The 22439-nt window shown below is 38.1% G+C and carries 21 protein-coding genes and 1 riboswitch; of the genes, 3 read left to right on the forward strand and 18 right to left on the reverse strand.

All coding sequences use genetic code 11. The annotated features are described in order from the left end of the window. Positions 1–37: 37 nt before the first annotated feature. The 8 genes from ACWM35_RS10980 to ACWM35_RS11015 form a co-directional block, all read right to left on the reverse strand. Positions 38–856 (reverse strand): PP2C family protein-serine/threonine phosphatase, encoded by an 819-nt coding sequence (locus ACWM35_RS10980; protein ID WP_454818267.1) that lies wholly within the window; start codon positions 854–856, stop codon positions 38–40. Continuing rightward, positions 857–1174, reverse strand: a complete 318-nt coding sequence (locus tag ACWM35_RS10985; RefSeq protein ID WP_454818269.1) for an STAS domain-containing protein — start codon at positions 1172–1174, stop codon at positions 857–859. Positions 1175–1217: 43 nt separating this feature from the next. Then, complete coding sequence (locus ACWM35_RS10990) at positions 1218–3248, reverse strand: HD domain-containing phosphohydrolase (RefSeq protein WP_454818271.1); 2031 nt, start codon at positions 3246–3248, stop codon at positions 1218–1220. Beyond that, positions 3245–3772 (reverse strand): DUF5317 family protein, encoded by a 528-nt coding sequence (locus ACWM35_RS10995; protein ID WP_454818273.1) that lies wholly within the window; start codon positions 3770–3772, stop codon positions 3245–3247. Before ACWM35_RS10995 ends, ACWM35_RS10990 begins: the two co-directional genes overlap by 4 nt. A gap of 279 nt (positions 3773–4051) precedes the next feature. Next, a complete protein-coding gene (locus tag ACWM35_RS11000; RefSeq protein ID WP_454818933.1) occupies positions 4052–4768 on the reverse strand; it encodes a LytR/AlgR family response regulator transcription factor in 717 nt (238 codons plus the stop codon). 305 nt (positions 4769–5073) lie between these two features. Next, positions 5074–7041 (reverse strand): PAS domain-containing hybrid sensor histidine kinase/response regulator, encoded by a 1968-nt coding sequence (locus ACWM35_RS11005; RefSeq protein WP_454818275.1) that lies wholly within the window; start codon positions 7039–7041, stop codon positions 5074–5076. Between the two features lie 61 nt (positions 7042–7102). After that, on the reverse strand, positions 7103–7837 hold the full coding sequence (locus tag ACWM35_RS11010) for a LytR/AlgR family response regulator transcription factor (RefSeq protein WP_454818277.1): 735 nt from the start codon (positions 7835–7837) through the stop codon (positions 7103–7105). A gap of 165 nt (positions 7838–8002) precedes the next feature. Then, on the reverse strand, positions 8003–8128 hold the full coding sequence (locus tag ACWM35_RS11015) for an anti-repressor SinI family protein (RefSeq protein WP_454818279.1): 126 nt from the start codon (positions 8126–8128) through the stop codon (positions 8003–8005). A 501-nt stretch (positions 8129–8629) separates the two neighbouring features. On the opposite strand from ACWM35_RS11015, the gene tagU reads away from it, so the two are divergent. Continuing rightward, positions 8630–9556: a polyisoprenyl-teichoic acid--peptidoglycan teichoic acid transferase TagU gene (gene tagU / locus ACWM35_RS11020; RefSeq protein ID WP_454818281.1), complete on the forward strand. Its 927-nt coding sequence runs from the start codon at positions 8630–8632 to the stop codon at positions 9554–9556. A gap of 544 nt (positions 9557–10100) precedes the next feature. Further along, positions 10101–10186, forward strand: a riboswitch (cyclic di-GMP riboswitch). Between the two features lie 23 nt (positions 10187–10209). Beyond that, entirely contained in the window at positions 10210–10347 is a 138-nt protein-coding gene (locus tag ACWM35_RS11025; protein WP_454818283.1) for a hypothetical protein, read from the forward strand. 135 nt (positions 10348–10482) lie between these two features. On the opposite strand, the gene ACWM35_RS11030 is transcribed toward ACWM35_RS11025, so the two are convergent. The 5 genes from ACWM35_RS11030 to ACWM35_RS11050 are packed head-to-tail and all read right to left on the reverse strand — an operon-like array spanning position 10483 to position 16318. Beyond that, positions 10483–10638: a hypothetical protein gene (locus tag ACWM35_RS11030; protein ID WP_454818285.1), complete on the reverse strand. Its 156-nt coding sequence runs from the start codon at positions 10636–10638 to the stop codon at positions 10483–10485. Between the two features lies 1 nt (position 10639). Next, entirely contained in the window at positions 10640–11614 is a 975-nt protein-coding gene (locus tag ACWM35_RS11035; protein WP_454818287.1) for a HesA/MoeB/ThiF family protein, read from the reverse strand. 15 nt (positions 11615–11629) lie between these two features. Next, positions 11630–12190, reverse strand: coding sequence for a hypothetical protein (locus tag ACWM35_RS11040; protein ID WP_454818288.1), 561 nt, complete (start codon positions 12188–12190; stop codon positions 11630–11632). Beyond that, positions 12191–13297 (reverse strand): Mov34/MPN/PAD-1 family protein, encoded by a 1107-nt coding sequence (locus ACWM35_RS11045; RefSeq protein WP_454818290.1) that lies wholly within the window; start codon positions 13295–13297, stop codon positions 12191–12193. An 18-nt stretch (positions 13298–13315) separates the two neighbouring features. Then, positions 13316–16318, reverse strand: coding sequence for a right-handed parallel beta-helix repeat-containing protein (locus ACWM35_RS11050; protein ID WP_454818292.1), 3003 nt, complete (start codon positions 16316–16318; stop codon positions 13316–13318). A 270-nt stretch (positions 16319–16588) separates the two neighbouring features. Here ACWM35_RS11050 and ACWM35_RS11055 point away from each other — a divergent pair, with 270 nt between their 5' ends. Continuing rightward, positions 16589–18268: a DUF2207 domain-containing protein gene (locus ACWM35_RS11055; protein ID WP_454818294.1), complete on the forward strand. Its 1680-nt coding sequence runs from the start codon at positions 16589–16591 to the stop codon at positions 18266–18268. A 47-nt stretch (positions 18269–18315) separates the two neighbouring features. Here ACWM35_RS11055 and ACWM35_RS11060 read toward each other — a convergent pair whose 3' ends face one another. From ACWM35_RS11060 to ACWM35_RS11080, 5 genes are all read right to left on the reverse strand, one after another. Next, positions 18316–18654: a zinc ribbon domain-containing protein YjdM gene (locus tag ACWM35_RS11060; protein WP_454818296.1), complete on the reverse strand. Its 339-nt coding sequence runs from the start codon at positions 18652–18654 to the stop codon at positions 18316–18318. A gap of 363 nt (positions 18655–19017) precedes the next feature. Continuing rightward, positions 19018–19716 carry a hypothetical protein gene (locus ACWM35_RS11065; RefSeq protein ID WP_454818298.1) on the reverse strand — a complete coding sequence of 233 codons (699 nt, stop codon included), beginning with the start codon at positions 19714–19716 and terminating at the stop codon, positions 19018–19020. Between the two features lies 1 nt (position 19717). Beyond that, positions 19718–20842 carry a S8 family serine peptidase gene (locus ACWM35_RS11070; RefSeq protein WP_454818300.1) on the reverse strand — a complete coding sequence of 375 codons (1125 nt, stop codon included), beginning with the start codon at positions 20840–20842 and terminating at the stop codon, positions 19718–19720. Between the two features lie 55 nt (positions 20843–20897). Then, complete coding sequence (locus tag ACWM35_RS11075; protein ID WP_454818302.1) at positions 20898–21875, reverse strand: hypothetical protein; 978 nt, start codon at positions 21873–21875, stop codon at positions 20898–20900. A 24-nt stretch (positions 21876–21899) separates the two neighbouring features. Beyond that, on the reverse strand, positions 21900–22379 hold the full coding sequence (locus tag ACWM35_RS11080) for a hypothetical protein (RefSeq protein WP_454818304.1): 480 nt from the start codon (positions 22377–22379) through the stop codon (positions 21900–21902). Positions 22380–22439: the final 60 nt, after the last annotated feature.

A 22439-nucleotide genomic window follows, 5' to 3' on the forward strand; every position in this document is an offset into this window, starting at 1 on the left:
ACTCTCCCCCTTTCTCAAGGATCCTGGTACATTTTATCTAGGATAATCTGGGTTGCTCACCCATTTGCAATGTCACCATCGTAATATCGTCCTTCTGATAGTTTCCATCCATAAATTGAAAGACAGCGTCAATAACAGCCTGTTCAATATCGTAGACACTCTTCCCCTGGTTTTGTAGCATAACGTCTACCAGCCGGTCGATTTTGAACTGCTCTCCAGCTTTATTCTGCGCTTCGACAATTCCATCTGTATAAAAATAAACATATTCATTTGGCTCTAACTGAATTTGCCCTTCCTGATAATTCTGGTTAGGCAATCCTCCTAGCATTACACCCGATACTTTAGGTAATTCCTCCACTTGATTGGCTTTGATAAAAAGAGGAAGATTATGGCCAGCATTGGCAAAGGATAGCTTACCTTGCTTCGGATCCCAATCAGCACACAAAACCGTTACAAAGGATTTTAACGAACGAAGATCCTTATAAAGGGCATTATTCATCGCTGTTAATGTTTCTCCTGGACCTGAGGTACTTTGCGCTGCACTGCGAAAAGCACCCCGTGTCAAAATCATTAACATAGCAGCGGGAATCCCTTTCCCCATAACATCACCGATTACAATTCGGATTTTCCCATTTGTCAGTGGATAGAAGTCATAGTAATCTCCGCCAATCCATCTAGCAGGAATCGAGGTTCCACTCACTTCTCCGGATAGTAATCTCGGACTCTCTCCATTTAAAAGTTTGCTTTGAATATTTTTAGCTAATGAAATTTCCCGCTTCAATGTTTTTAAATCATTTTGGAATTCTTTTGTTTCAATACCGTCATACTGAAAAAATAAACGTTCACGAAATTTCATTTATGTCCCCTCCTTTTTGAGGGCTTCTAGGATTGTGAAAAGACCAACTATTTCAAAAATCTTATGGATAGTCTCATCCATTCCAGTTAACTTAATCGTAAAGTTCTGCTCTTGAGAAAGATAAATAAGCTCCATAATCGCTCCAATTCCCGTAGAGTCAATAAACTCTAAATTTGAAAAGTCCAAAAGCAACTGAGAAACCTTTGCCAGTTTGTCCATCTTTGTAGCGAATACCTCAATCGTCGTGATATCCATTGTTCCGTTGATTTGGACGACTGCCTGGTCCAGATTCTTTTCTATATGGATCGTTAAACTCACTGTATCCCTCTCCTCATCGTTGTCATCCGTTACTAGCAAGTCATTAGGATGTGATTTCTTTTCGTTTATAGTCTATTAAGATGTAGGTTCCCTCTGAAGAAGTGTGGACCTGAACGCCGTCAGACAAAGTGGCCATCATTTTAAACCCTTGACCTAATGACTTTTTACTGGAGTACCCAGAAACCAATATCGTTTTAGGAATTTCATGCAGTGGGATTCCCGATCCTTTATCCGAAATAAAAAACTGTATTCTTTCCTCGTGTAGGTAGATGGATAAATTTCCACCCGTTGCGTGCTTAACAATATTGGTCGCAGCCTCTGAAACAGCAATTTGAATTTGCATCAAATTAAAAACTGTTGGATATTGTTTTAGAATATCCACTGCCAAAACGCGGCTTTTTGGTACATCGGCATTCCCATTGATCGCCATCTCTGCAATCTTTTCACCTAACTGGTCGACAAGACTTGATTTTGAGGCATGAAGTTTAACTTTACCTTCTGACAAGGTATTAATAACCTCAACATAGGACTCTAAAATATTCTGTTCCAATTGCTTTCTAAACCCTAGGTAAGGAGTCAAATCATGAGCAAATATTGTTACTTCACCATTGTGCAAAGTTTGCGCGTGAAGGTCTAATGTGCGTTGTTCGTGGATAAACGTCTCATGGACAGGTTCTTGTCGTTCAAGAGCTGTATTCGTTAACTCTTGAAGCAATCGATTAGGAAGCGGATGGTTAGCCGTTAGCGCTTGGCCCTCCTTCATTTGAATAAAAAAAGAATCACCAATACTTGTATAACTCTCCTGAGTCGAATACTGTTCCTCCATTAACTCTTGTCTTTCCTTTACAACCTCATCGTAAGAAATATCATAAAGGATGTTCTCGATGTGGCATTTTTCCACTTTTGCTACTAGTTTTGGATCGAGTATTGTTCCTGCTCGCTCCTTTAGCAGCTTTAACACCGTTTCAGGATCCTCTTGCCGTGTAAGGATGTAATCCAATTCATTGGCGAGGGCGATAATCCGCGATTCTAAAGGGATCTCCTCTCCTTGTATACCGCGGGGAAATCCTTTCCCGTCCCATCTTTCATGATGGTGAAGAATCCAATTTGAAAACGACTCATTCGGATACATCGTCTTGACAATATCAACGGCTTTTTCAGGATGACTCTTATATTCAAGTTCCTCAGATAACGTTAAATTTCCGCGCTTTCGAAAAATATTCGAAGAAATGAATGATTTCCCAATATCGTGAATGACGGCAATCTGTACTAAATCATTTCGTTTTCTCTTCGGATAATTAATACCTTCAAGAATCGTTTCACAAATAACCCCGACACGATTCCCATGACCAGCTAGACTAGGAGCAATACTTCCCTCAAGTATTTGAATGAATGCCTTGGAATTAGCCTGGCGAAGCGAAAATTGTTTCGAGAATTCATAGGAAAAAAAGATCACAATTAATAAAAAGAAAAGAGTATATAATAATGAAACGATTAAATCTGTCTCTGTTTGACACAGCATTAACCGTGGGATAACAATAATACAAATGATTACTGGCAAGGTAAGTTCCTTTAATTGTTGTCGGATGTTCGTAAACATTTTTTTCTGAAAGACGGTTGCCTGTATTCCTTCAAGTAGAACAATGTTTACCAATTCAAATACTAAGGCGACTAATGCAACCATAATAAACATATTCCATGAACTGGTCAGCTTCCAGACAATTAGTGAGGAAAATGCAGAGACTATATACATTCCAATCGTAACAAACAGGCGAATGATCGGGATTTTACCTCTTCTTAGGCTTCTTACATAATAGGCCAAGGTGGCTATAAAAATAGCCATTACTGTAAAGGAAAAACCTTCATGAATCAACAAAAACAAGTAGCCAATACTTCCAGCTGCGTATTGATCCCCACTTGGAACCTTGATGGGGAATATCTCTAAAATAATGACAATGATCGTTAAAACGATAAAAATATTATTAAAGTATGAATCTATTTCAGAAAGAGAATAGAAAAGGGCGATAGCAGCTAGGATGACAAGACTTGTTGTATACCAATTATGCATTTTCATTTTCTCTCACCTGATAGTAAAAACTTAGAAGAGTTTTTAGTGATAAGAAGGATAATTCCCATTCCGACAAGGAGATCACCAGGGCTTAACACATAGCGCACAACTGGAATCCAGTCACCGAAGAGCCAAAATGGCATCGAATTTTCCATCAACTGATGGCGGGAATCCGTTTCGAACGAATCTACCTCCTGCCCGGTCTGAATTAAGGCAGATTCCGATACCGGCATTAGTCCTCCATGTAGCAGAAGTGCCATTAAATTTAATAATGCTCCAATCACAATCCATTTTACCCCGGCAATTTGTCTATTTTTCCAAAGCCCAATAATCATTGCTATAAACGTAAGGGTAAGGATTAACTCTAATTTTTCTTTCGTTTCAATCGTAATGATCACCAGGGCAATTTGAACGCCAAAGCTAACAATGATCAAAAGAGGCCATTGAAATTTAATATTATTAATGACAGTAAGGGGATTTCTTTTTTGCAATAAAGTAAGAATAATAGAAAATAACAGAAAATATTTCATTTCAATGACCTCCTTATCAGAATGTGGAAGCACCTTGTTCAGTGGCTTATGACCCCTAGGCGCTGTAGCTAGAAAATTCTATTAATCTCGAATAAAAAAAGACTTGGATCTCCACGGAAGATTCATCCACAGGAATGCCCAAGTCTTTCTCAGCAATCATTACCACCAAGGGCGACCGATGACAGGACCTAATGCTGCAGCAATCACAGCCGTAACCGTTAGAATATTCTTTACACGTGCTTTCATGTGGATTCACCTCCTTTCAAAGTTGTTAGGACTTTATAATCCAAGTAATCTGTGTACTTCATTAATTTTAAGCTTTGATATATGAGCGGTTTTTTGAAGATTCGAAAAACTTGCTAGGTAGGTTTCCCCGAAAGCTTCAATCTTTACGATTTTCCTTAAATTTACTAAATAAGAACGATGTGTCTTGTAAAAGTATTCAGGGAGTCTTTCTGTGATTTCTTGCAGCGACTCTAGTGTTTCATATCGATCTTTTTCGGTATGAAGAATCGTTTTTCTTCCTTCTTTTTCGATATAAAGGATGTCCTCAATGAATAGATAAACAGAGGTATTACTTGATTTGATCGCCAGCTTACTTTTCGATCCCGCCTTCACACTCTTATTTTCTTGTATTTTCAACAAATGCTTAGCTTTTTCCAAAGCAATATAGAGACGTACCTTTTCAATCGGCTTGACAATATAATCAACCGCTGAAAGACTAAAAGCTTCAACGGCATATTCATCAGAACCAGTCGTGAATATCACCTGAAGAGAAGGAAACATTTCTTTGCACTTTTTCGCGGCCTCCACTCCATTCATTCCAGGCATTTGAATATCGACTAAAATGATATTTGGTTTTTCCTTTGATGCCAATTTCAGCAATTCCTGTCCATTGCCAGCCATACCGACTACTTTATATCCTGGCATTAGCTCAATTAAATAACCAAGAAGAGTACTGGACGGAAGATCATCATCCGCTATGATTACGTTCATTTCATCCAATTCAACCCCTCTTTTCCTGCGAACTTTAATAAGATTAATTTCCCTTGATCTTCAAAGGATTATTCTCATCCATTCGCTTAGGGCTTAATCGGATAGCAGGAATTTGTTATTAGCAATAATGTACCTTCTCTAGGCCTTAATGTCTAATCGATATAGGACATGAGAGGCACTAAAAGCCGCATAAAAATATTTCCTGAGGACAGGTTACGACATAAAAAGGACATATTACGACAAAATACAAATTTTCAAAAAATATAAAAAAAGAACGATTCCGATACTTGGAACCGCTCTTCCCCTTATTCATTCAAGTATTTTGTTATCACACTTAAAAAAGAAGGTACATCAATTGGCTTCGTAACATATTCATCAAAGCCCTTCGTTAATGCCCAGTTGATATCCTCCTTCATTGCATTGGCACTTACTGCAATGACAGGAATTTTCTTCGTCTCTGAATCTGCTTTTAAATGATCAAGCACGTCAAAACCATTTGCATCTGGAAGATGGAGATCCAATAAGATAAGATCGAATTTGCGCTGTTTGGCTATCTGTAAGCCTTCTCTTGCCGTTGTAGCTGAATCCAACATCACTCCTTCAACAGTAGTAAGGATTTCCTCGACTAATTGGACATTCGTTTGATGATCTTCAATATATAAAATCGACTTCCCTTTCTTCAGCGGCAGTGAACTTGGTTGCATCATAAGCGACTGTGTAAGTTCGGGATGATAGGAATGGACCATTGGCAGACTGAACCAGAAATCACTTCCCTCTTCTAAACGACTGTCGACACCAACTTCGCCATCCATCAATTGAACTAGTTGCCTGACAAGTGAGAGTCCTATTCCGGTCCCTTCAACTTGAGGGTGTTCCAGTCGATAAAAAGGCTCAAAAATTCGAATTTGTTCATCCAATGGTATTCCCATTCCGGTATCACGGATATGAATATAAAGGAAATCACCACGAGTTTCACAGGAAAGAAATATCTTCCCGTTTTCCTTGTTGTATTTAATCGCATTATTTAATAAGTTCAGGATAATTTGCTTAAGCCTTACCGGATCTGCATGGACAAATTGATTCACACAAGCTGAAGGTTCATTCATGATGCGAATCCCTCGGCTTTCCGCTGATGGTCCTACTAAATTCATACATTCATTCAGGACGTTGCAAATGTTAATTGTATCGGTTACAATTTTTAATTTCCCAGCTTCAATTCTTGAAAGGTCAAGTACTTCATTAATCAGATTTAATAAATGACGACCACCTTTTAAAATTTCTTTGACAAATATACCTTGCTGATTACTTAAAGGTTCCTTAATTTCTAGCAATTGGGAGAATCCGAGAATGGCATTGAGTGGTGTCCTAAGTTCATGACTCATATTGGCTAAAAACTCCGATTTCGCCAAATTCGCCTTAATCGCTACTTCTTTTGCTTGAATGATACCTCTTTCCATCATCTTCCTTTCGGTAATATCTTCAAATGTCCATAAATGCCCTTTCAGTTCCTGATCGATATAAAAAGGAAAATAACTTCTTTGGAAAATTCGATGATTGAAGATTTCTACTTCATCAACTGTTGGTACTTGCCTCAACAGTATTTCGTTAACCTTTTCCTCCTCCTCTTCACTATTTCCATAAAAGAAATCATAGTAATTTAATGCAGATTGGCCAATAATATTCTGAATAGGATCCTCCAACTGAAAAACTTGGTGAAAAGTTCGATTCATTGCAATAATTTTTTTGTCATTCCCGATGACAATCATTCCAATTGGCAAACTATCAATAATCGTTCTTCTTAACGCATTGGATTCTCTCAATTTAATTTCTGTTTTTTTCCGCTCAGTTATATCAACCCCAGACCCAATAACTTCCCTGACCTTTCCTTCATGAAAGACTGGACTTAAGGTGACATAATAATCGATTCCGTTTAAATTTGCTTCATAGCTTGTAATTTCACCATTCCATGCCCTTGTATAGGAGTACATTTTGTTTTCAGCATCCTCCTTCGGCAGGATGGAATGCAAGGGTTTTCCTACAACCATTGCAGGAGTAAAACCTAATTTTCCGAGCAATTCCCCTTCACATAAGGTATGGATATATTGGCCCCCAAGCTTCATAAATTTAAACGTCATTCCTTGCTGCCTTTGAATCGTATTTATTAAATCCTGCTGAGATTTTCTTATATGTTCCTTCGACTCTACTACTTGCCGTTCTGCCCCATTTTTCTTATAAACGATAACTGAAAGAATAAAAACAATAATCAAAAGCATGATCAATAACAAAAGAAATGAAAAAAAAAGAATGAATATCGCACATCCTTTCCTAAGTTTTCTACCTTCCGATTCTTTCTCTCACTTCATTAATTTTCAGTTTTGAAATACCTGCTTGTTTATCATAACCTCTAAAATATGCAATAAAAGTTTCGTTATGCTGGGTAATTTGCATAACCTCTTGCAAATTAATGATATAGGAGCGATGCGCTTGGAAAAATGAGTCATCCAGACGGCTTAATATTCTTCCAATCGTTTCGTTTGTTTCATATATTTCTGCCTTTGTATATACAAGACACTTTTTCCCAGCTTTTTCAACAAAGTAAATATCTTCAAATGGGATAAATCGGGTACAGCTGTTGTCCTTTAGAAGCAGGACATTCCTTTTAGTGTTCTCCAGTTGCTCATTCATTTTCCCTTGTTCAAACAATATGATATCTTTTGCTTTTTCTAATGCCTGGAATAAACGGTCTTTTTCAATTGGTTTGACGATATAATCAACCGCAGCAAAATTAAAGGCATCGATCGCATAATCATCATAACCTGTTAAAAAAATGACCTTCAGATTCGGGTAAAACATCTGACATTCTTTGACCGCTTGGAGGCCATTTTTCTTTGGCATATTAACATCTGTCAGGACAAGGTCTGGCTTCTTTAACATAACTTGTTCGACCAGTTCATCTCCATTCTCACACTGTCCGATAAGCTGAAAGTCAAGTAAATCACTTATAAAATATTTTATGATCTCCATTGAAGCTAGATTATCGTCTGCCAACAGCACTTGAATTCGATTCATTCGTCCATTCCTTTCTTAAACCCTATCCTCAGTTTTCCCTTTTATCAAAATAAAAAGAGGGTATTCCAAATTTTTTTTTGGAACACCCTCATTATTTAATTGTTTATAGGCCCACACTCAAATTAGTCAATCACCACTCTATGTACCATCCTTTATTTAGGGTTGTTATTTACTATCCTGTTTTAGAAATTCCTGTACCGCATCAATGGATAATCCCAATTGACGTGCTTCTAATATCAGTGCAAACCACTCTTTGTCGAGGGCGTCCACTGGACTATCGGAAACAATCATTCATTTCACCCCTTATATATAACTTCACTATTTCAGACAAATAGGCTTAGTGGCCCTTTGCCGTCATTCGTTCAATCGCACCGTCCTATCAAGAGGTGTGCCGTTACCATTCACCACTACAACTTAAGTAATACTACCTTCCATATTGAACAAATCACTAATAGGACAATATGCTTAATTGCAATAGTATGTTAATTATATCCACGACTTTCCAGCTAGGGTGTTAGTTCTTGTCGGTTATTCATCATTTTTATATTATTTATTTTTATCATTTACAGCATTTTCCTACAAATTACTTTCATGAAAATAGTAGTCCAAACTTGCCTTTGTTAACCTTTATCTGCTTCTACAATTTAACTCTTTTTGGCAGAAAGCGTTTTCAGCGCTAAAGAACTAAGTAAAATGTAACCCTTCCACTATTTTTCTATATCCTTGGAAGCAATATTTTGTTATTCTATCTTTTAGATGTAAAATATTGTAGATTTTTGGAGGAATAACCGAATGAGGTCGCAAAAAAAGAAGAAGAAAACCTGGCTCAAAGTCACGGGAATTATCCTATTAATCTTGTTATTAGCTGGTGGCGCCTATGCTTTCACTGTATATAAATCTTTTAAAAGTGCAGTTGACACCATGCACGAACCGATTGAACGAGAAGTATCGGTGAAACGCGAGGAGCCTATTGCTCTCGAGAAGAAAGATCCATTTTCCGTGTTAATGCTAGGTGTGGATGAGCGCTCAGGTGATAAGGGCCGCTCAGACACGATTATTGTCTTAACGGTGAATCCTAACAATAATTCCGTTAAGATGCTCAGCATACCACGTGACACGCGAACTGAAATCATTGGAAAAGGGAAAGAGGATAAAATTAACCATGCTTATGCTTTTGGCGGCGTGCCGATGGCGATGGATACCGTTGAAAACTTCCTTGATATTCCTATCGATTACTATATTCAGATTAATATGGAAGGCTTTAAAGATATTGTTGATGCCGTTGGCGGCGTAACCGTTAATAACGACCTTGATTTCACTTATGATGGCTTTCATTTTACAAAAGGGGAGCTTACCCTAAATGGTGAAAAAGCGTTAAGCTACTCCAGAATGCGATATGAAGATCCGCGCGGTGACTTTGGTCGTCAAACGCGACAACGCCAAATTATTCAAGGAGTTATCAATAAAGGTGCCAGCCTATCAAGCTTAACGAATTTCTCTGATATCTTTTCAGCCCTTGGTAACAATGTCCGAACAAACCTAACTTTTGACCAAATGTTTGATATCCAAAAAAATTATAAATCTGCCGGTCAAAACATCCAACAAATGGAGATCAAATCAAGTGGCACAAAAATTAATAATATTTATTATGGAATCGTCACAGCTGAAGAACAACAACGGGTACAAAATGAATTAAAAGCTCAACTAGAGCTACAATAAAATAACAAAGCGGAAGCGCCTTGGTCAGGGGATAGAGCTTGATTAAGCAAAAAAGCTGAGTAGAGAAATCTACTCGGCTTTTTTGTTGGTTAAATCTGTCGAACAAATTTGTTCGTTATCCCGTATAATTCTCCATCATTTCTTGTTTCTTTTTGCTATCCTAAAGTATGAAAATGGTTCATTTGGTCAAACACTAATAGACAACCGGAAATCACAAAAGCTAATCTACAACTTTTATTTGGGAGTGGATTTCATGGAAGAACGAGGGAATTTCCTGACCGGACTGCTTTGGGGTACGTCTTTAAGTGTTCCATTATGGATTGCATTTATTGGTTGGATCAAATTAATGATCAAATTACTACATTTTTGAAAACGACAGAATCCGAGCGTAAGTGGCCACCACTTACGCTTTTTCAAGTTTTTTTTGCGGAGAAATAGGCATTACGCCCTAAAAAAACATTGACAATCGACCTATCTTTTCCAAAAAGTTTTTTGTCGAATTTTGATGATTTTTATATAAAATCTGTATATAATGGTCTTTAGTGAGGTGCAAGGGCAAAATCACTGAAAAGTGATGACGCAAAGCTAAAGGGACTAAGGTCATTGTGACAAAGTCAGCCAGCCGCCATTAAACAATAAAGGAGCAACTATGTATGTCAAAAAGCATATGGATTACACCAGAAGAAGCCTTTCGTAAGAAAAAGATGAAGAAAACTCTTATCTATGTTTCAATTATGATCGGCACAGTCATCTTAAGTGCAGTAATTACCATGTTAGTAAACCAAGTCTAGCATTCGAGGATCTTAATGGATTTAAGATCCTTTTTTTATTTCCAAATCCTATATAAATGAAATAAACTACAGGTAAAGACCCCTCCAACTTTCAACAGAGAGGTCTTTTTATTGTGATTTCACGTTCGGCATAGTTTATGGAACAACATTCAGGAAGACGAACACAATCGTCACCAAACTTATTATCAAAATGCCCCATAATACTCTTTCCATTTTTTGATTCGCTTTTTTCTTTTCGGCTTCGACTTTACGGATTTGGTTTCTAAGACGGTTTAAATCTGGATGAGACATGTTACGTAAACGCCTTTCGAATACTTTCGGCAGAAGGAGTGGTAACGGGGGCTAAGGTTAAACCGGTTCGCTCCTCGACCTTTCCGCAAATCGGGCAATCCTCTTTTCGTGTCGGCGTCAGCCAGACACTTTGATAAGCATGCTGCCCCGGAACACCATCAAAGAGATGAGGATAAAACCAATATTGATCCTTCATCGAAAAGGTGAGATAGGTAAACTCCTTATCGATGGCCTCCGATACGAACCCTTTTAATTTCACATTGGATTCCTCAGGGACGAGCAAGGATAAAATCATCTTCACGGCTGCACTTGAGACATGGTGAATGTCCGCTGCAAGCGCAATGACTCCCTCTAATTTCCCTGTTCCGTAGTCTGTCTTGACTGCCACCTTGCCAGCATTTTGTTCCAATTCATGTCGAATCGATGTACTGCACTGATAACAGGCTGTTTTTTCTGGAATGCTTAAAATAACCTCGCCTCCTTCAGCCCCCTGATAAAGACCAACAAATACCGCCGGCTTTCCGGTCCCATAGGCAAAGCGATTGATTACTCGCTGAGCCCCGGGATCATCCGTTGCCGCCACGACCACATCCGCTTGTGTAAAAATCTCCTTTAACGATACTGCGTCAAAATCATGAATATCTTGCTGATAGGTTTGCAGCTTCAGCGTTGGATGAATCTGATGGAGCTTGTGGGATAGCCCCTCCACTTTTGGCTTTCCAACATCATGAAGGGTAAAAATAGTTCTGGATAGATTCGAATATTCTACGATATCAGGGTCGATCGCAGTAAGCTGTCCAACACCACTGCGGATTAGCTGTTCGGAAATATAGGAACCGACGGAGCCAATCCCGACAACAAGAACATGTTTTGTCAAAATATCTTTAGTAAGAACACCAAGCGTACGCGAAAAGAGGCCGTCCAGTATTTCATTTTTAACTTGATCCGAAAGAATAGACTGTCTATCTCCATCCATTGCTATCCCTCCGTTCTACAAATTGTTTGTTGAAAATGGATATAACTTTGTATTTTCAAAAATGGTAAAGCCATTTGCCCAAAGAACTGATTTGGCATAAGCCTTTTCTAGTGAGGGCAGGCCACCGCCATATTGGTTGCCAAAACAAATTCGTCCATCGGAATACAAATGACAGGCATGAACACTTTTGTATCTCCCCTCCACCTCTGGATAAACTACCTTCACTTGATAAGCCGTGCCATCAAAATAGGCATACATTTTATAAAGCCGTGTAAATTCATCTTTAAATGAATAATACCAGCCGTGAATCCCATCTACTTCAAGCATTTGAGTGTTGCCGGGAAACTTTTCCTTAACGACCTTTTTTTCGGCCTCGATTCTTGACTGCGCAAATACGCCTTGATGAACCTCCGATAATTGCTTCTGACTTTTGCTATGGGCATCGCCGCCAGCGACAATTTTCCCTTCTTTCGTCACCATCACTTTTCGATCTTTATCAGCTGGTAACGCTTCCTTTTTATTTTGACTAGCTAAAATCGTTTGGCGTAACTTGTTCAGATCCACCTGCTGGGACATCTAGATTTCCTCCTCCGCTTTGATATTAGTAGAAAGTAATAATTTTGATAGGGATAAATGGCTGGATTCCTCATAATGATGACGGCTTATATGGGTAATCAGCTTGGTCCCATTCGTTTCTACGAGGAATCGCATTTCATCACTTATATTAGATTTCCGTGCGCGATGTCTCCTAGAAGGTTGGGAAGCCCTCACCCTCCGTCGTTTTAACCGATGGAAAATCCTTGCTCGCTGTTGTGTAGATCTCTTTTGTATCGGTGAATTCACCGGGACAGTAGCGATTTCCTTGTTTACTTGATTCAGTGCCTCTTCACTATCATCGATGAGAGAGGAAAGGAGCTTGTCCATGTTTTGAATAAATGAATCGGACCAATCAGGCTGAAATTCGTTTTGACTCCCATCCTTATAGGTCACAAGAATACTAGGCTTACAGTCTGGATAGCGAGAATCAACGACCATCAGTAAATCGAAGCGATCCTCCATTTCTAGCGTACAGGCTATCATCGGCTGAAATTCCTGATACACAAGGAACACCTGCGGATTTCTCAAACCTGCCTTCCTACGACAAAGAGCTTCGATATCACTTGTTAACTGTCGTTTAGGGATGGTTTGCACCATCATTTTTCGTAATAAAATATCGTCCTGTTGAGTCTCAATATTCGTGTCATCAGACTCTAACTCCTTATTCCGATAGCCGGCAAAAAAGGATATTTTCATTTTTCCAATCGCAAGCTCATGGGCCTCTAAACGGTCGATATTATTTAGCGTAACAATCGGGACGAGATAATAAGGCATATGCGGATTCAACTTAAGCCCTGTGCTTAATTCAGAAAGATCCTGGCCCGAAGGCTGATCGAATTTCCCTGGGTGGGAATGAATAATTCCTTTATACTCAAGCCCTTCACTCACTTCGGTCTCTTTTACCAACTGATTCAATCTGCGGGAAGGAGAATAGCTAGAAGCAGTTGTTTGCGCCGTCGGGTCAAAAATAAATTTGCTGACAATCTCATTCCCTGGTTCACCTAACAGCGCTCCTCCCCGTTCCGGACGATCGCTGCCGATATCTTTTTTGATTTGTTCGAGAACCGTATCATAGATAAATAGCACACGATTTCCCCCCTTCCCTTAAACGAAATTTTTACTAAAAGGTAAGTCGATACGTTCAATCACATTCTTGCTGCCTCGGAGCTCTTTTGGCATGTCAGCGATACGAAGCGTGGCATTTTTTATCGTCGTTTCAATGATATTCCTGACAAATCTAGCATTACTAAAATAGCGGTCTCTTTTTCGATATTGCTCTTCAAAGTAACCAAGTAGATCCATTAACACCGGTTCATCGATACAAAAATCTGCTTTGCTAGCGATACTTTCTGCAATTTTAAGTAACTCCTCCGGAGTATAATCCTCAAACAGGATCACTTGTCCAAACCGTGAGTTAAGCCCAGGATTGGACCTGAGAAAACCAACCATTTCCTCTGTATATCCAGCCGCTATCAGCACGAACTTTCCGCGGTCGTCCTCCATCCGTTTGAGAATCGTATCAATTGCTTCTTGACCAAAATCTGCTGGCTGTTCCTTTTTGGATAATGAATAGGCCTCATCAATAAACAGCGTACTTCCTATCGACAGGTTCACAACCTCCGTCGTTTTTATCGCGGTTTGCCCGACGTAACCGGCAACCAAATCCTCGCGCGATGTCTCTATTAGGTCACCAACTGGAAGAATCCCGAGGGCCTCATAGATTTGGCTCAACAACCGGGCAACCGTTGTTTTTCCTGTCCCCGGATTTCCTAAAAAAACACTATGTGGGATGAACTTACCCGTGTAATCAAGTCCTTCTTCCTTATAATATTTTACGAGTTTAATGATATCCCTCACTTCTCGCTTGACTTTTTCTAAACCGATCAGCGACTGAAGCTGCCCAACCAGCCCTGTTAACCGGTCCTCATTGACTGGTATTTGAACCGTTTGCTGCAAGTTATTTTTCTGGAGTAGTGGTTCAATATCATCGTCTGTAATCGTCGTTAGAGCCTTAAAGGTTCTTTCATTTGAATCAAGACGGACACAGCGCTTTGCATGATTCATTTTGACCTCTTCAAAAAACGTTCGAACCATTCGAGCATTCCCAAAGGTTCGGTCCCTTTTTCGGTATAAATCGGTAAATTCCTGTAAAATGCTTTCCTTCGGATAGGTGGTTGCGTACTCTTCCTCCACCAGCATTTTTTCAAATATTTGCAAGAGCTGATCAGGGGTAAAATCATCGAAATAAAACTGGTTTTTAAATCGATCCTTTAATCCCGGGTTTGCTTCGATAAAGGTTTGCATTTCTTCCTGATAACCAGCTGCTATCACAATAAACGACTGTTCGTCTTCCATTCTTTTCAAAATGAGCTCGAGAGCTTCTTTGCCGAAATCATTGGCTGAACCTAGCTTAATCAACGTATAGGCTTCATCAATAAACAGTACCCCGCCCTTTGCCTTATCGATCGCCTTATTGGTTTTCCTTGTCGTCTGACCGACATACTCACCCACTAAAGCTGAGCGATCTACTTCCACGATATGTCCCTTTTTTAACAGACCAAGATGATAAAAAATCTTGCCCATTAGTCTGGCCACAGTTGTTTTTCCCGTCCCTGGCTTCCCTAAGAATATGCTATGATGACGTAGGATCGGTACAGAAGCAACACCAGCCGCAGTTCGTTCTTTGGAATACGTATCAAAATCAATAAGGTCCGCTACCCGGTTCTTTATCTTGTCTAAGCCAATATATGAATGCAGCTCGGCTAATACCGACTCCATTGTCTCCTCGTTGCCAGGTGGTTTCTCTGACTGAATAAACTCTTCGCTTTCCACATCGTTGTCCTGATAAGAACAGTTTTGGAGCTGGAGCTGATTTTCTCCTTCTTCATAGACATGTTCAAGGGTATTATTAATAAAATGACAATTCGTGACTTTACCTTTTCCACTCCACACTAATAACCCCATCCGCTGCCCATTTTTCACCGTACAATCGCTAATTTTCGGATTACTGCCATCAATAATGGCGATTCCCGAAATCGCACTAGCTTCAATCAGTGTACCTGCCAACTCACCAGTTGCCTGCTTTTGGAAACAGACACCGCAATCCGCTTCGATAATTTGACAGTCTTTGATTTGCACATCGTTTTCATCTTCCAGCATAATTCCTGCCTCACCATGCTTGGTAAAGGTGGTATTTTCAATCCGGCTTTGCAGGGCATTTTTTACATAAACGCCAACAGGAGCTTGCTTGAGCCTGCTATCTTTCACCTGAATCGTGCTACCAGCTAGCCACACATTCTGCTTTTTCATCGCTTCCATTGTCGTTTCGGTAATATTCGCATGTCCTTGATTCCTGGCTCTAATTCCAACATCCCCACCTGAGATCCGGCAGTTATGAATAATCCCGATTCCTTTATGGTTAAGATCAATATGGAGTTCATTACGATCAAAACGGCAGCCATTGAAAATCGGTGCCGAATAATGGGTAATCTGCACACCTATTTGATTTCGAGAAAACTGACATTGGTCGAGCGTGCCATTGGCTTTCTCGGCAAAAAATGCCCCTAAGCGATTATGAGTAATTTTTGTCTGTTGAAATAACGGATTGGAATCGACTCCCGCCTTAATTCCCCCTTCAGAGTTTGCGGTTATCGTACTATCCATAAGTTTACAGTTAACCCCGTTGCCGACAGCTAGTCCCCATTTGCTGTGATGAAACAAACATTTCTCAAACACCGCAGGACTTGTCGCATCAGCAATATAAACACCCGTACCGCTCGACGAAAAAACACAGTTTTTAACAAAGATTTCTCCTTTATGCAGCTGAGCGCCAAATTGATTTGCTTCCCCTGTTCCTTTAAACGTGATATTGGTAAGCTTTGCAGCGCTTGAATCGACAAATACACATGCTTCTCTCTGACTTTCTACAATGATTTGTTCAGGTGTACCATTTCCTACTAACTCAATGTTCTTATTAACGAATAGTTTTTCGTAATATATGCCAGGATCAATGCAGATGATCGCCCCTGGGCTAGCAGCATTAATGGCAGCTTGAATCGATTGATATTGTGCGAATTTATTATTTTGCGAAACTATTAATCTTTCCATAACATCATCCCTCATTTATCCAATTCTCTGTTATTTTGTTAATAGTAATCTTCCATTTTGGACAAACCTACCTACCTAATATTTTACCAATATTAATATTACACCGTATGCAATAGTTATCCAAAAATTCAGTCATTAAATGACAACCCATACCCTCTTTCGACTGATACGGACAAAAAATGTACGTGATTAAGAACAAAATAATAATATATTAGTTGAAACCTGTTCACCCATTTTTTCGTATTACCTCTAAGAAAAGAGGTGACTGATTTGAAGAAATGGCTGACTAGTTTTATTATGGTTGCTTTGTTATTCATTTTCCCACAGCAAAGTTTGGCAGTGGAGTTTTCAATTACTAAAGTAAAGATAGACGCCTTTCTGCAAACGGACGGAACGGTTAAAGTGGAAGAAACGCATACATATGAGTTTGAGGGGGATTTCAATGGCATCACCCGTGAAGTGATCCCCAAAGAAGGAGCCGGCATCACAGAGTTTTCGGCTGATGAAAATAGGAATTCCTTAAGAGTCGAAGAAGAAGACGGCCTTTATAAGATTCATCGAAAAGGTGAAGATGAATCCATTACGGTAACCCTTCATTATTTAATCGAAAATGGCATCGAGATCTACAAGGATGTAGCTCAATTTTATTGGCCGTTTTTTGATAGCAGAAATGAATCAACCTATGAAAATCTTTCGATTACGATTCATCCGCCTGATCCATCAGAAGATGTCATTGCTTTTGGATATGACGAAGCCTTCCATACTGAAAAGATACAGGAAGACGGAAGCGTACGTTTTCAGCTAGGAGAGGTTCCAAGCGGTACGAACGGGGATATTCGTGTGGCGTATAATAGGGAGCTATTCCCAGCAGCCACGCAAACTTCAGATAAAATGATGAAGGCGGAGATTATTGAGGCAGAAAATGAACTCCTCGCGCAAGCAGAAGCCGATGCGGCCGCAAAGGAAAGATTGTCAACGATTGCTGCGATTGGAATACCAGCATTCTCAAGCATTCTACTTTTGTTAATGATGGGTAATTGGCTGAAGGCAAGGATAAAACGTGCAGATCTCCTCCGTGAAGGCGGCCTGGAATTCCTTACCTTACCAAAACAAATCATGAGTTTGCCGGCAACGATTCATTTTTCAAATCATAAATACCTGCCGCCACAGGCTATGGCTGCTGCCTTTCTCGATTTAATTCGCCAGGGATATGTGAGTAAAACTTCTGATGATGACTACCAGCGCACAGGTCGAACTAGCCCATTGAAGCATGAAAATGTATTGATGAAATGGCTGTTTGGAAAAATTGGTAAGGGAAATCGGTTTAACTTTGCCGATTTATCCACCTTTACCAAGTTTAAGAAGAACCACTCAAATTACCAAAAATTCCAAGTTGAATGGAGACAGGCGGTAAAAGAGGAATTTGATAGTCATCAATTCTATGAAAAGAAAACAAAATTCCGCTTACTTCTTGGTCTTTCTAGTATAATCTTACTTCCGTTTGGTATCCTTTTCTTAATTTACGAACTACTTGGGGCTTTTTTTGCTGTACTGCTTTTGTTTATAACCGTGATCATTTACGCCATCGCCTACCGGCCAAAGACATTGGAAGGTACACGAATGGCTTTCGAATGGAAAGAGTTTAAGAAACGTTTTCGTGAAATTCCACAAGAAGAGTGGGAACAATGGTCCGAAGATGACCGCATGCGTGCTTATATTTACGGTCTTGGAGTCAGTGATAAAACCGTAAGGAAGAAGAACGATGAGCTGGTGGAGGCGTTTACTCCATATCAAGAGAATACAACAGCCTACACGATTATCTATGCAAGTTCATACGCTAATTCTAGCTTTCATTCTGCAAACGAAACAACTTCCATCTCTAGTAACAGCAGCGGCTCAAGCTCTAGCAGCGGGGGAACAGGTGGAGGAGGAGGGTCAGGCGCGTTCTAATATGAAATAAAGCTTGAGGAGACGAGAAGATCCTCAAGCTTTTTTGTTTATATTTTCTTAACAAATTCTGATTTCAGTTTCATTGCTCCGAAGCCGTCGATTTTGCAATCAATATCATGGTCGCCTTCAACCAAGCGAATATTCTTTACTTTCGTTCCCATTTTTAACACAGAGGAACTGCCTTTTACCTTCAAGTCTTTAATAACCGATACGGTATCACCATCATTTAAGATATTTCCATTTGCATCTTTATAAACTTTGCTTTCCTCACTCGTCGAATCAGCCACTAGAGTCCATTCATGGCCGCATTCCGGACAAATCAACAGGCTTCCATCCTCGTATGTATACTCCGAGTTACACTTCGGGCAGTTTGGTAAAGTTGACATCTGTTTATCTTCTCCAATCCATTTTTTAGCTCTCATCTAAAATACTATATTCTTTCGATGATTGTGGTTACCGACATTAATGTTAGTAACTAGAAAAACCGTTAACATCAAGGATTAACGGGTTTCCGTATATACTTTTAATATACTTTTAAGTTGGTAACCAATTTTAAACCCTAGTAAATATAGTTCGAATAATGTTGGTAACCATATTTTAATTTTAGATTCATTTTAATTTTTATTATTACAGTCTAATAAACCATAAGCACCCGTTCGTTTAGTTTTTTCACTTCCTCCACCTAGCTAGGTGTTCAAAACTTTTTATCCGATAGTATGTTTTAATTAATTAGATATATTTTAGTAATTCTATGACTCTTTCTCTTCATTTTTTCCAACAATTAATTCCATTGACTCCATTTTGTGACCTTTAATATAGTTAATATGGATAGTCATTTTATATATTCCGTTTTCAGGTAATTTTGTCTTTACTTCATATATACCTTTATCATTTTCTTCCATTTGTAGAGAATCTATAAATTCAATATCATCTTTTTCCAGCTGGAGAATAACTTCACTATTTTTAATTATTCCACCATCTTCATTTAATAGTGACACTAGGAAATTTACCTCTTCATTTGGAGTAATTGTTTCAGGTTCCGTCACAATTTTTAAGTACTCTATTTCATCAAGATCAATCTTCTTTTCACCAAAAACATCGGTATAGTTCTTTATAAGGGTTTGTTCCTTATACTTGATGGTGTATTGTATATTCCATCTCCCTTCAGATGGAAGTTTACTTTTAAAAATATACTTATTTTCATAACTTTCTAATTTGATGTCTTTTATTTCTTCCTTTTCTTCTGCCATATATAAATCCGTTTTAATTTGGAATCCATCCTTTTCGTATTGACTAGGAATTTTTATGGTTCCCTCTAACTCTCCATTTATATATTTATGTGAAGCTTCAATGTCCTGTCCCTTCAATGCAAAAGCTGTTTTACTATTATCATTACACCCAACTAGAAAAATAATTAAAAGTATAAAAATTAAAATGGGCTTTTTCAATCTATTCACCTATTCCTTCTTCGAGGTTCAAATACTGTTTCTGTTTAGCAATATAATAATTAATAATGGGATCTCTGTTTCTCAAAACTATCGCTTTAATTTCTATATTACTTTTACTAGGGAACTGCTCAAACAATTTAGCTATTACTCCAGATAGGATAGCAGCTGACAGTGAAGATCCACTTTCAACTTTATATTTATTATTTAAATCTAAATCGTAACTAGGTAGATATTCACTATCCGAGCTTAAAGAGAGGATTTTTGTCCCTGGAAGAATAAAGTCAGGTTTGAGTGCCATCATTTTATTCTTAAAAGTAATTGTATAAGGTGCTATCTTATAAGAATAGGATGAAAAAACAGAGCTATTTGTCACATAATCCATGGCCCCAACAGAAATAACTCTATCAAATGCTGAAGGATATATCGGCCGATCGTTTAATTTCATAGCATCTTTTACATCCTTATTACCAACTGAACTAACAATTACTAACCCTGCTTCGTCTGCTTTAGTTATTGCACTTTCTAAAGCATCTATGGCATTAGAACTTAATTTATCAAAACCATAGGATATATTAATAACTTTTATGTTATATTTTTCTTTATTTTGTATCACCCAATTAATTCCATTAATTGTATTAAAAAGAGAACCTTCTCCGACGTTATTTAGCACTTTCACCCCAACTATGTTCGCCTTAGGAAAAATTCCTTTGTAGTTAGGACCTTCCCCTGCAATGAGACCTGATATAAAAGTACCATGTCCATAATCGTCATAGGGCTCAGCATAATTATTAACAAAATCTTTAAAAGCAATTATTTTATTTAAGGGTATAGTTAGATCCTCATGAGGATATACACCTGAGTCTAAAACTGCTACTGCAACAGGTTTAACCTTTTCACTAGCTTGGTTCATTAATTGATAATTTTCCTCTAAACCTACCATCTTTTTAATGATCTCGGGAGTTAAGACAATACCTTTTTCTTTGACAAGTAGGTCATATGTTTTACTGTTTAGCATCAAATTCGTTTTTTGAGAAAACCTTTTAGATGTTATACTATTTTTTGAATAAATAACTAAACTTGACAAAGATAGAGCAATTAATAGAATTACTATAAGTCTTTTATTCATCATTCTAGTTCCATTTATAAAGAGGTACTTATCAAAGTACCTCTTTCAACCCCTTTTAATGAGTATGAAGTCTTTCTGAATGATCTCTAAACCATGAACAATTGTAATGACCGTCACTTTTTTTCTTACCATTACAGTAGACATTTGATCCTGAATTTTCACCCATTTTATCAAGTGCACTTTGAATAGACTCAATGTAGCATACGTAGTTCTTTTTCCAGTAAAAGAATACTGTTGGATTTCCTGCATATGAAGTTCCACGAGCTATTGCAACTGCGCAATCAGAACTATTCAATGGGAACTTACTTGAGTCAGAAAGTGAATTTGCTGCTTTATTACAACCAACAATATTATTACCTGCTATGATTTTCATTGTTCCCATACCACTTCCTACCGTGCTTCCAATCGGCTTAGTAGAATAGTAAGTTGTTGATGCTTCTCCAACCTCATCTGAAGTCATCATTTTTTCAGACATAATTTGAGATCCCTCAAAAAACGCTTTTCCAGATAAATTCAACTCAATGTCAAATTGATTTTCGCCATTTTTTATTTCTACTACTTGTGTTGTAATGATACTGTCTTCAAAAGTTACATACAGATTATAGGTTCCTGTAGGTATTCCAGGGATTTGAAAATTACCATTTTCATCTGTGGAAACTTCAAATTCATCAATCTTTACGTTTAGATCGGGTAGTTGTGTTTCAATTTTTGATTCATTAGTCTCATCAACAAATAGGATTTCACTCCCGTTTTCATTAATTCCATCCATCAGCTGTTGGATTTCCTTTATTTCTGTTTCATTTCCTTCTTCATCTGCAATTTCAAGTTCTTCTGGTAATTCTTCTGTTACTGCCTCGTCAATATTTTCTTCATACATTTCTTTCGTTGGTTCAACTTGTTCTTTGTTTAAGGTAATAATACTTGTTACACTTCCTGTTAAAGTGCCCGTATCCGGTGATTCAGCATTAGCTACATTACTAAAGAATAATGTTACAAATGAGATTAAAATTAGTAAACTCTTAAACTTTTTCATACTTTGTTGTTTTCTCCTTTATAATCAATTAAATTCAAACGTTTTTTCTTTTATCAGCTTATTATTTTTGTAAAGTTCAACATTGTATTTGCCCTTAGTGAATTTAGTAGTATCTAGTGGAAAGTCATACCCAGTTGTTTCAGCATCCTCTTCCCATTTCTTCTCAAATACTACTTCCTTATTTTCCTTGCTCCTTACAACCAACTTTCTCGATATGTTTTCTGCATTTTTGTTATCTTTTGGATATTGATAATTTACTTCAACCAAAATTTCTTTCTCTAGGTCTAATGGTCCCTCAAATTCTTCCATACTTTGAGATTCAAAATCTACTGCATAACCTAAATTTACATCCTCCATTTGTTTCCCATCATCAAAATAAATAAATAATACAGTAATTAATACTAAAATTGGAATTAACAAGAATAGGAATTTTTTTATAAGCTCACCCCCCTTACAAATGGATGCAAATATTCCAATAATTTTACCTATTGTATTTAAAAACAAGAAAAGTACTTACCTATTTGAAAAATAACAACAGGTTATTCATATTGAATTATAGTGTTT

It is taken from the genome of Neobacillus sp. K501 (assembly GCF_053749995.1).

Excerpts from the sequence above, each read along its gene's own strand:
- ACWM35_RS10980 (WP_454818267.1), bottom strand. The coding sequence starts at position 856 with ATGAAATTTCGTGAACGTTTATTTTTTCAGTATGACGGTATTGAAACA.
- ACWM35_RS10990 (WP_454818271.1), bottom strand. The coding sequence starts at position 3,248 with ATGAAAATGCATAATTGGTATACAACAAGTCTTGTCATCCTAGCTGCT.
- ACWM35_RS10995 (WP_454818273.1), bottom strand. The coding sequence starts at position 3,772 with ATGAAATATTTTCTGTTATTTTCTATTATTCTTACTTTATTGCAAAAA.
- ACWM35_RS11000 (WP_454818933.1), bottom strand. The coding sequence starts at position 4,768 with ATGAACGTAATCATAGCGGATGATGATCTTCCGTCCAGTACTCTTCTT.
- ACWM35_RS11005 (WP_454818275.1), bottom strand. The coding sequence starts at position 7,041 with ATGCTTTTGATTATTGTTTTTATTCTTTCAGTTATCGTTTATAAGAAA.
- ACWM35_RS11010 (WP_454818277.1), bottom strand. The coding sequence starts at position 7,837 with ATGAATCGAATTCAAGTGCTGTTGGCAGACGATAATCTAGCTTCAATG.
- ACWM35_RS11015 (WP_454818279.1), bottom strand. The coding sequence starts at position 8,128 with ATGATTGTTTCCGATAGTCCAGTGGACGCCCTCGACAAAGAGTGGTTT.
- tagU (WP_454818281.1), top strand. The coding sequence starts at position 8,630 with ATGAGGTCGCAAAAAAAGAAGAAGAAAACCTGGCTCAAAGTCACGGGA.
- ACWM35_RS11025 (WP_454818283.1), top strand. The coding sequence starts at position 10,210 with ATGTCAAAAAGCATATGGATTACACCAGAAGAAGCCTTTCGTAAGAAA.
- ACWM35_RS11030 (WP_454818285.1), bottom strand. The coding sequence starts at position 10,638 with ATGTCTCATCCAGATTTAAACCGTCTTAGAAACCAAATCCGTAAAGTC.
- ACWM35_RS11035 (WP_454818287.1), bottom strand. The coding sequence starts at position 11,614 with ATGGATGGAGATAGACAGTCTATTCTTTCGGATCAAGTTAAAAATGAA.
- ACWM35_RS11040 (WP_454818288.1), bottom strand. The coding sequence starts at position 12,190 with ATGTCCCAGCAGGTGGATCTGAACAAGTTACGCCAAACGATTTTAGCT.
- ACWM35_RS11050 (WP_454818292.1), bottom strand. The coding sequence starts at position 16,318 with ATGGAAAGATTAATAGTTTCGCAAAATAATAAATTCGCACAATATCAA.
- ACWM35_RS11060 (WP_454818296.1), bottom strand. The coding sequence starts at position 18,654 with ATGTCAACTTTACCAAACTGCCCGAAGTGTAACTCGGAGTATACATAC.
- ACWM35_RS11070 (WP_454818300.1), bottom strand. The coding sequence starts at position 20,842 with ATGAATAAAAGACTTATAGTAATTCTATTAATTGCTCTATCTTTGTCA.
- ACWM35_RS11075 (WP_454818302.1), bottom strand. The coding sequence starts at position 21,875 with ATGAAAAAGTTTAAGAGTTTACTAATTTTAATCTCATTTGTAACATTA.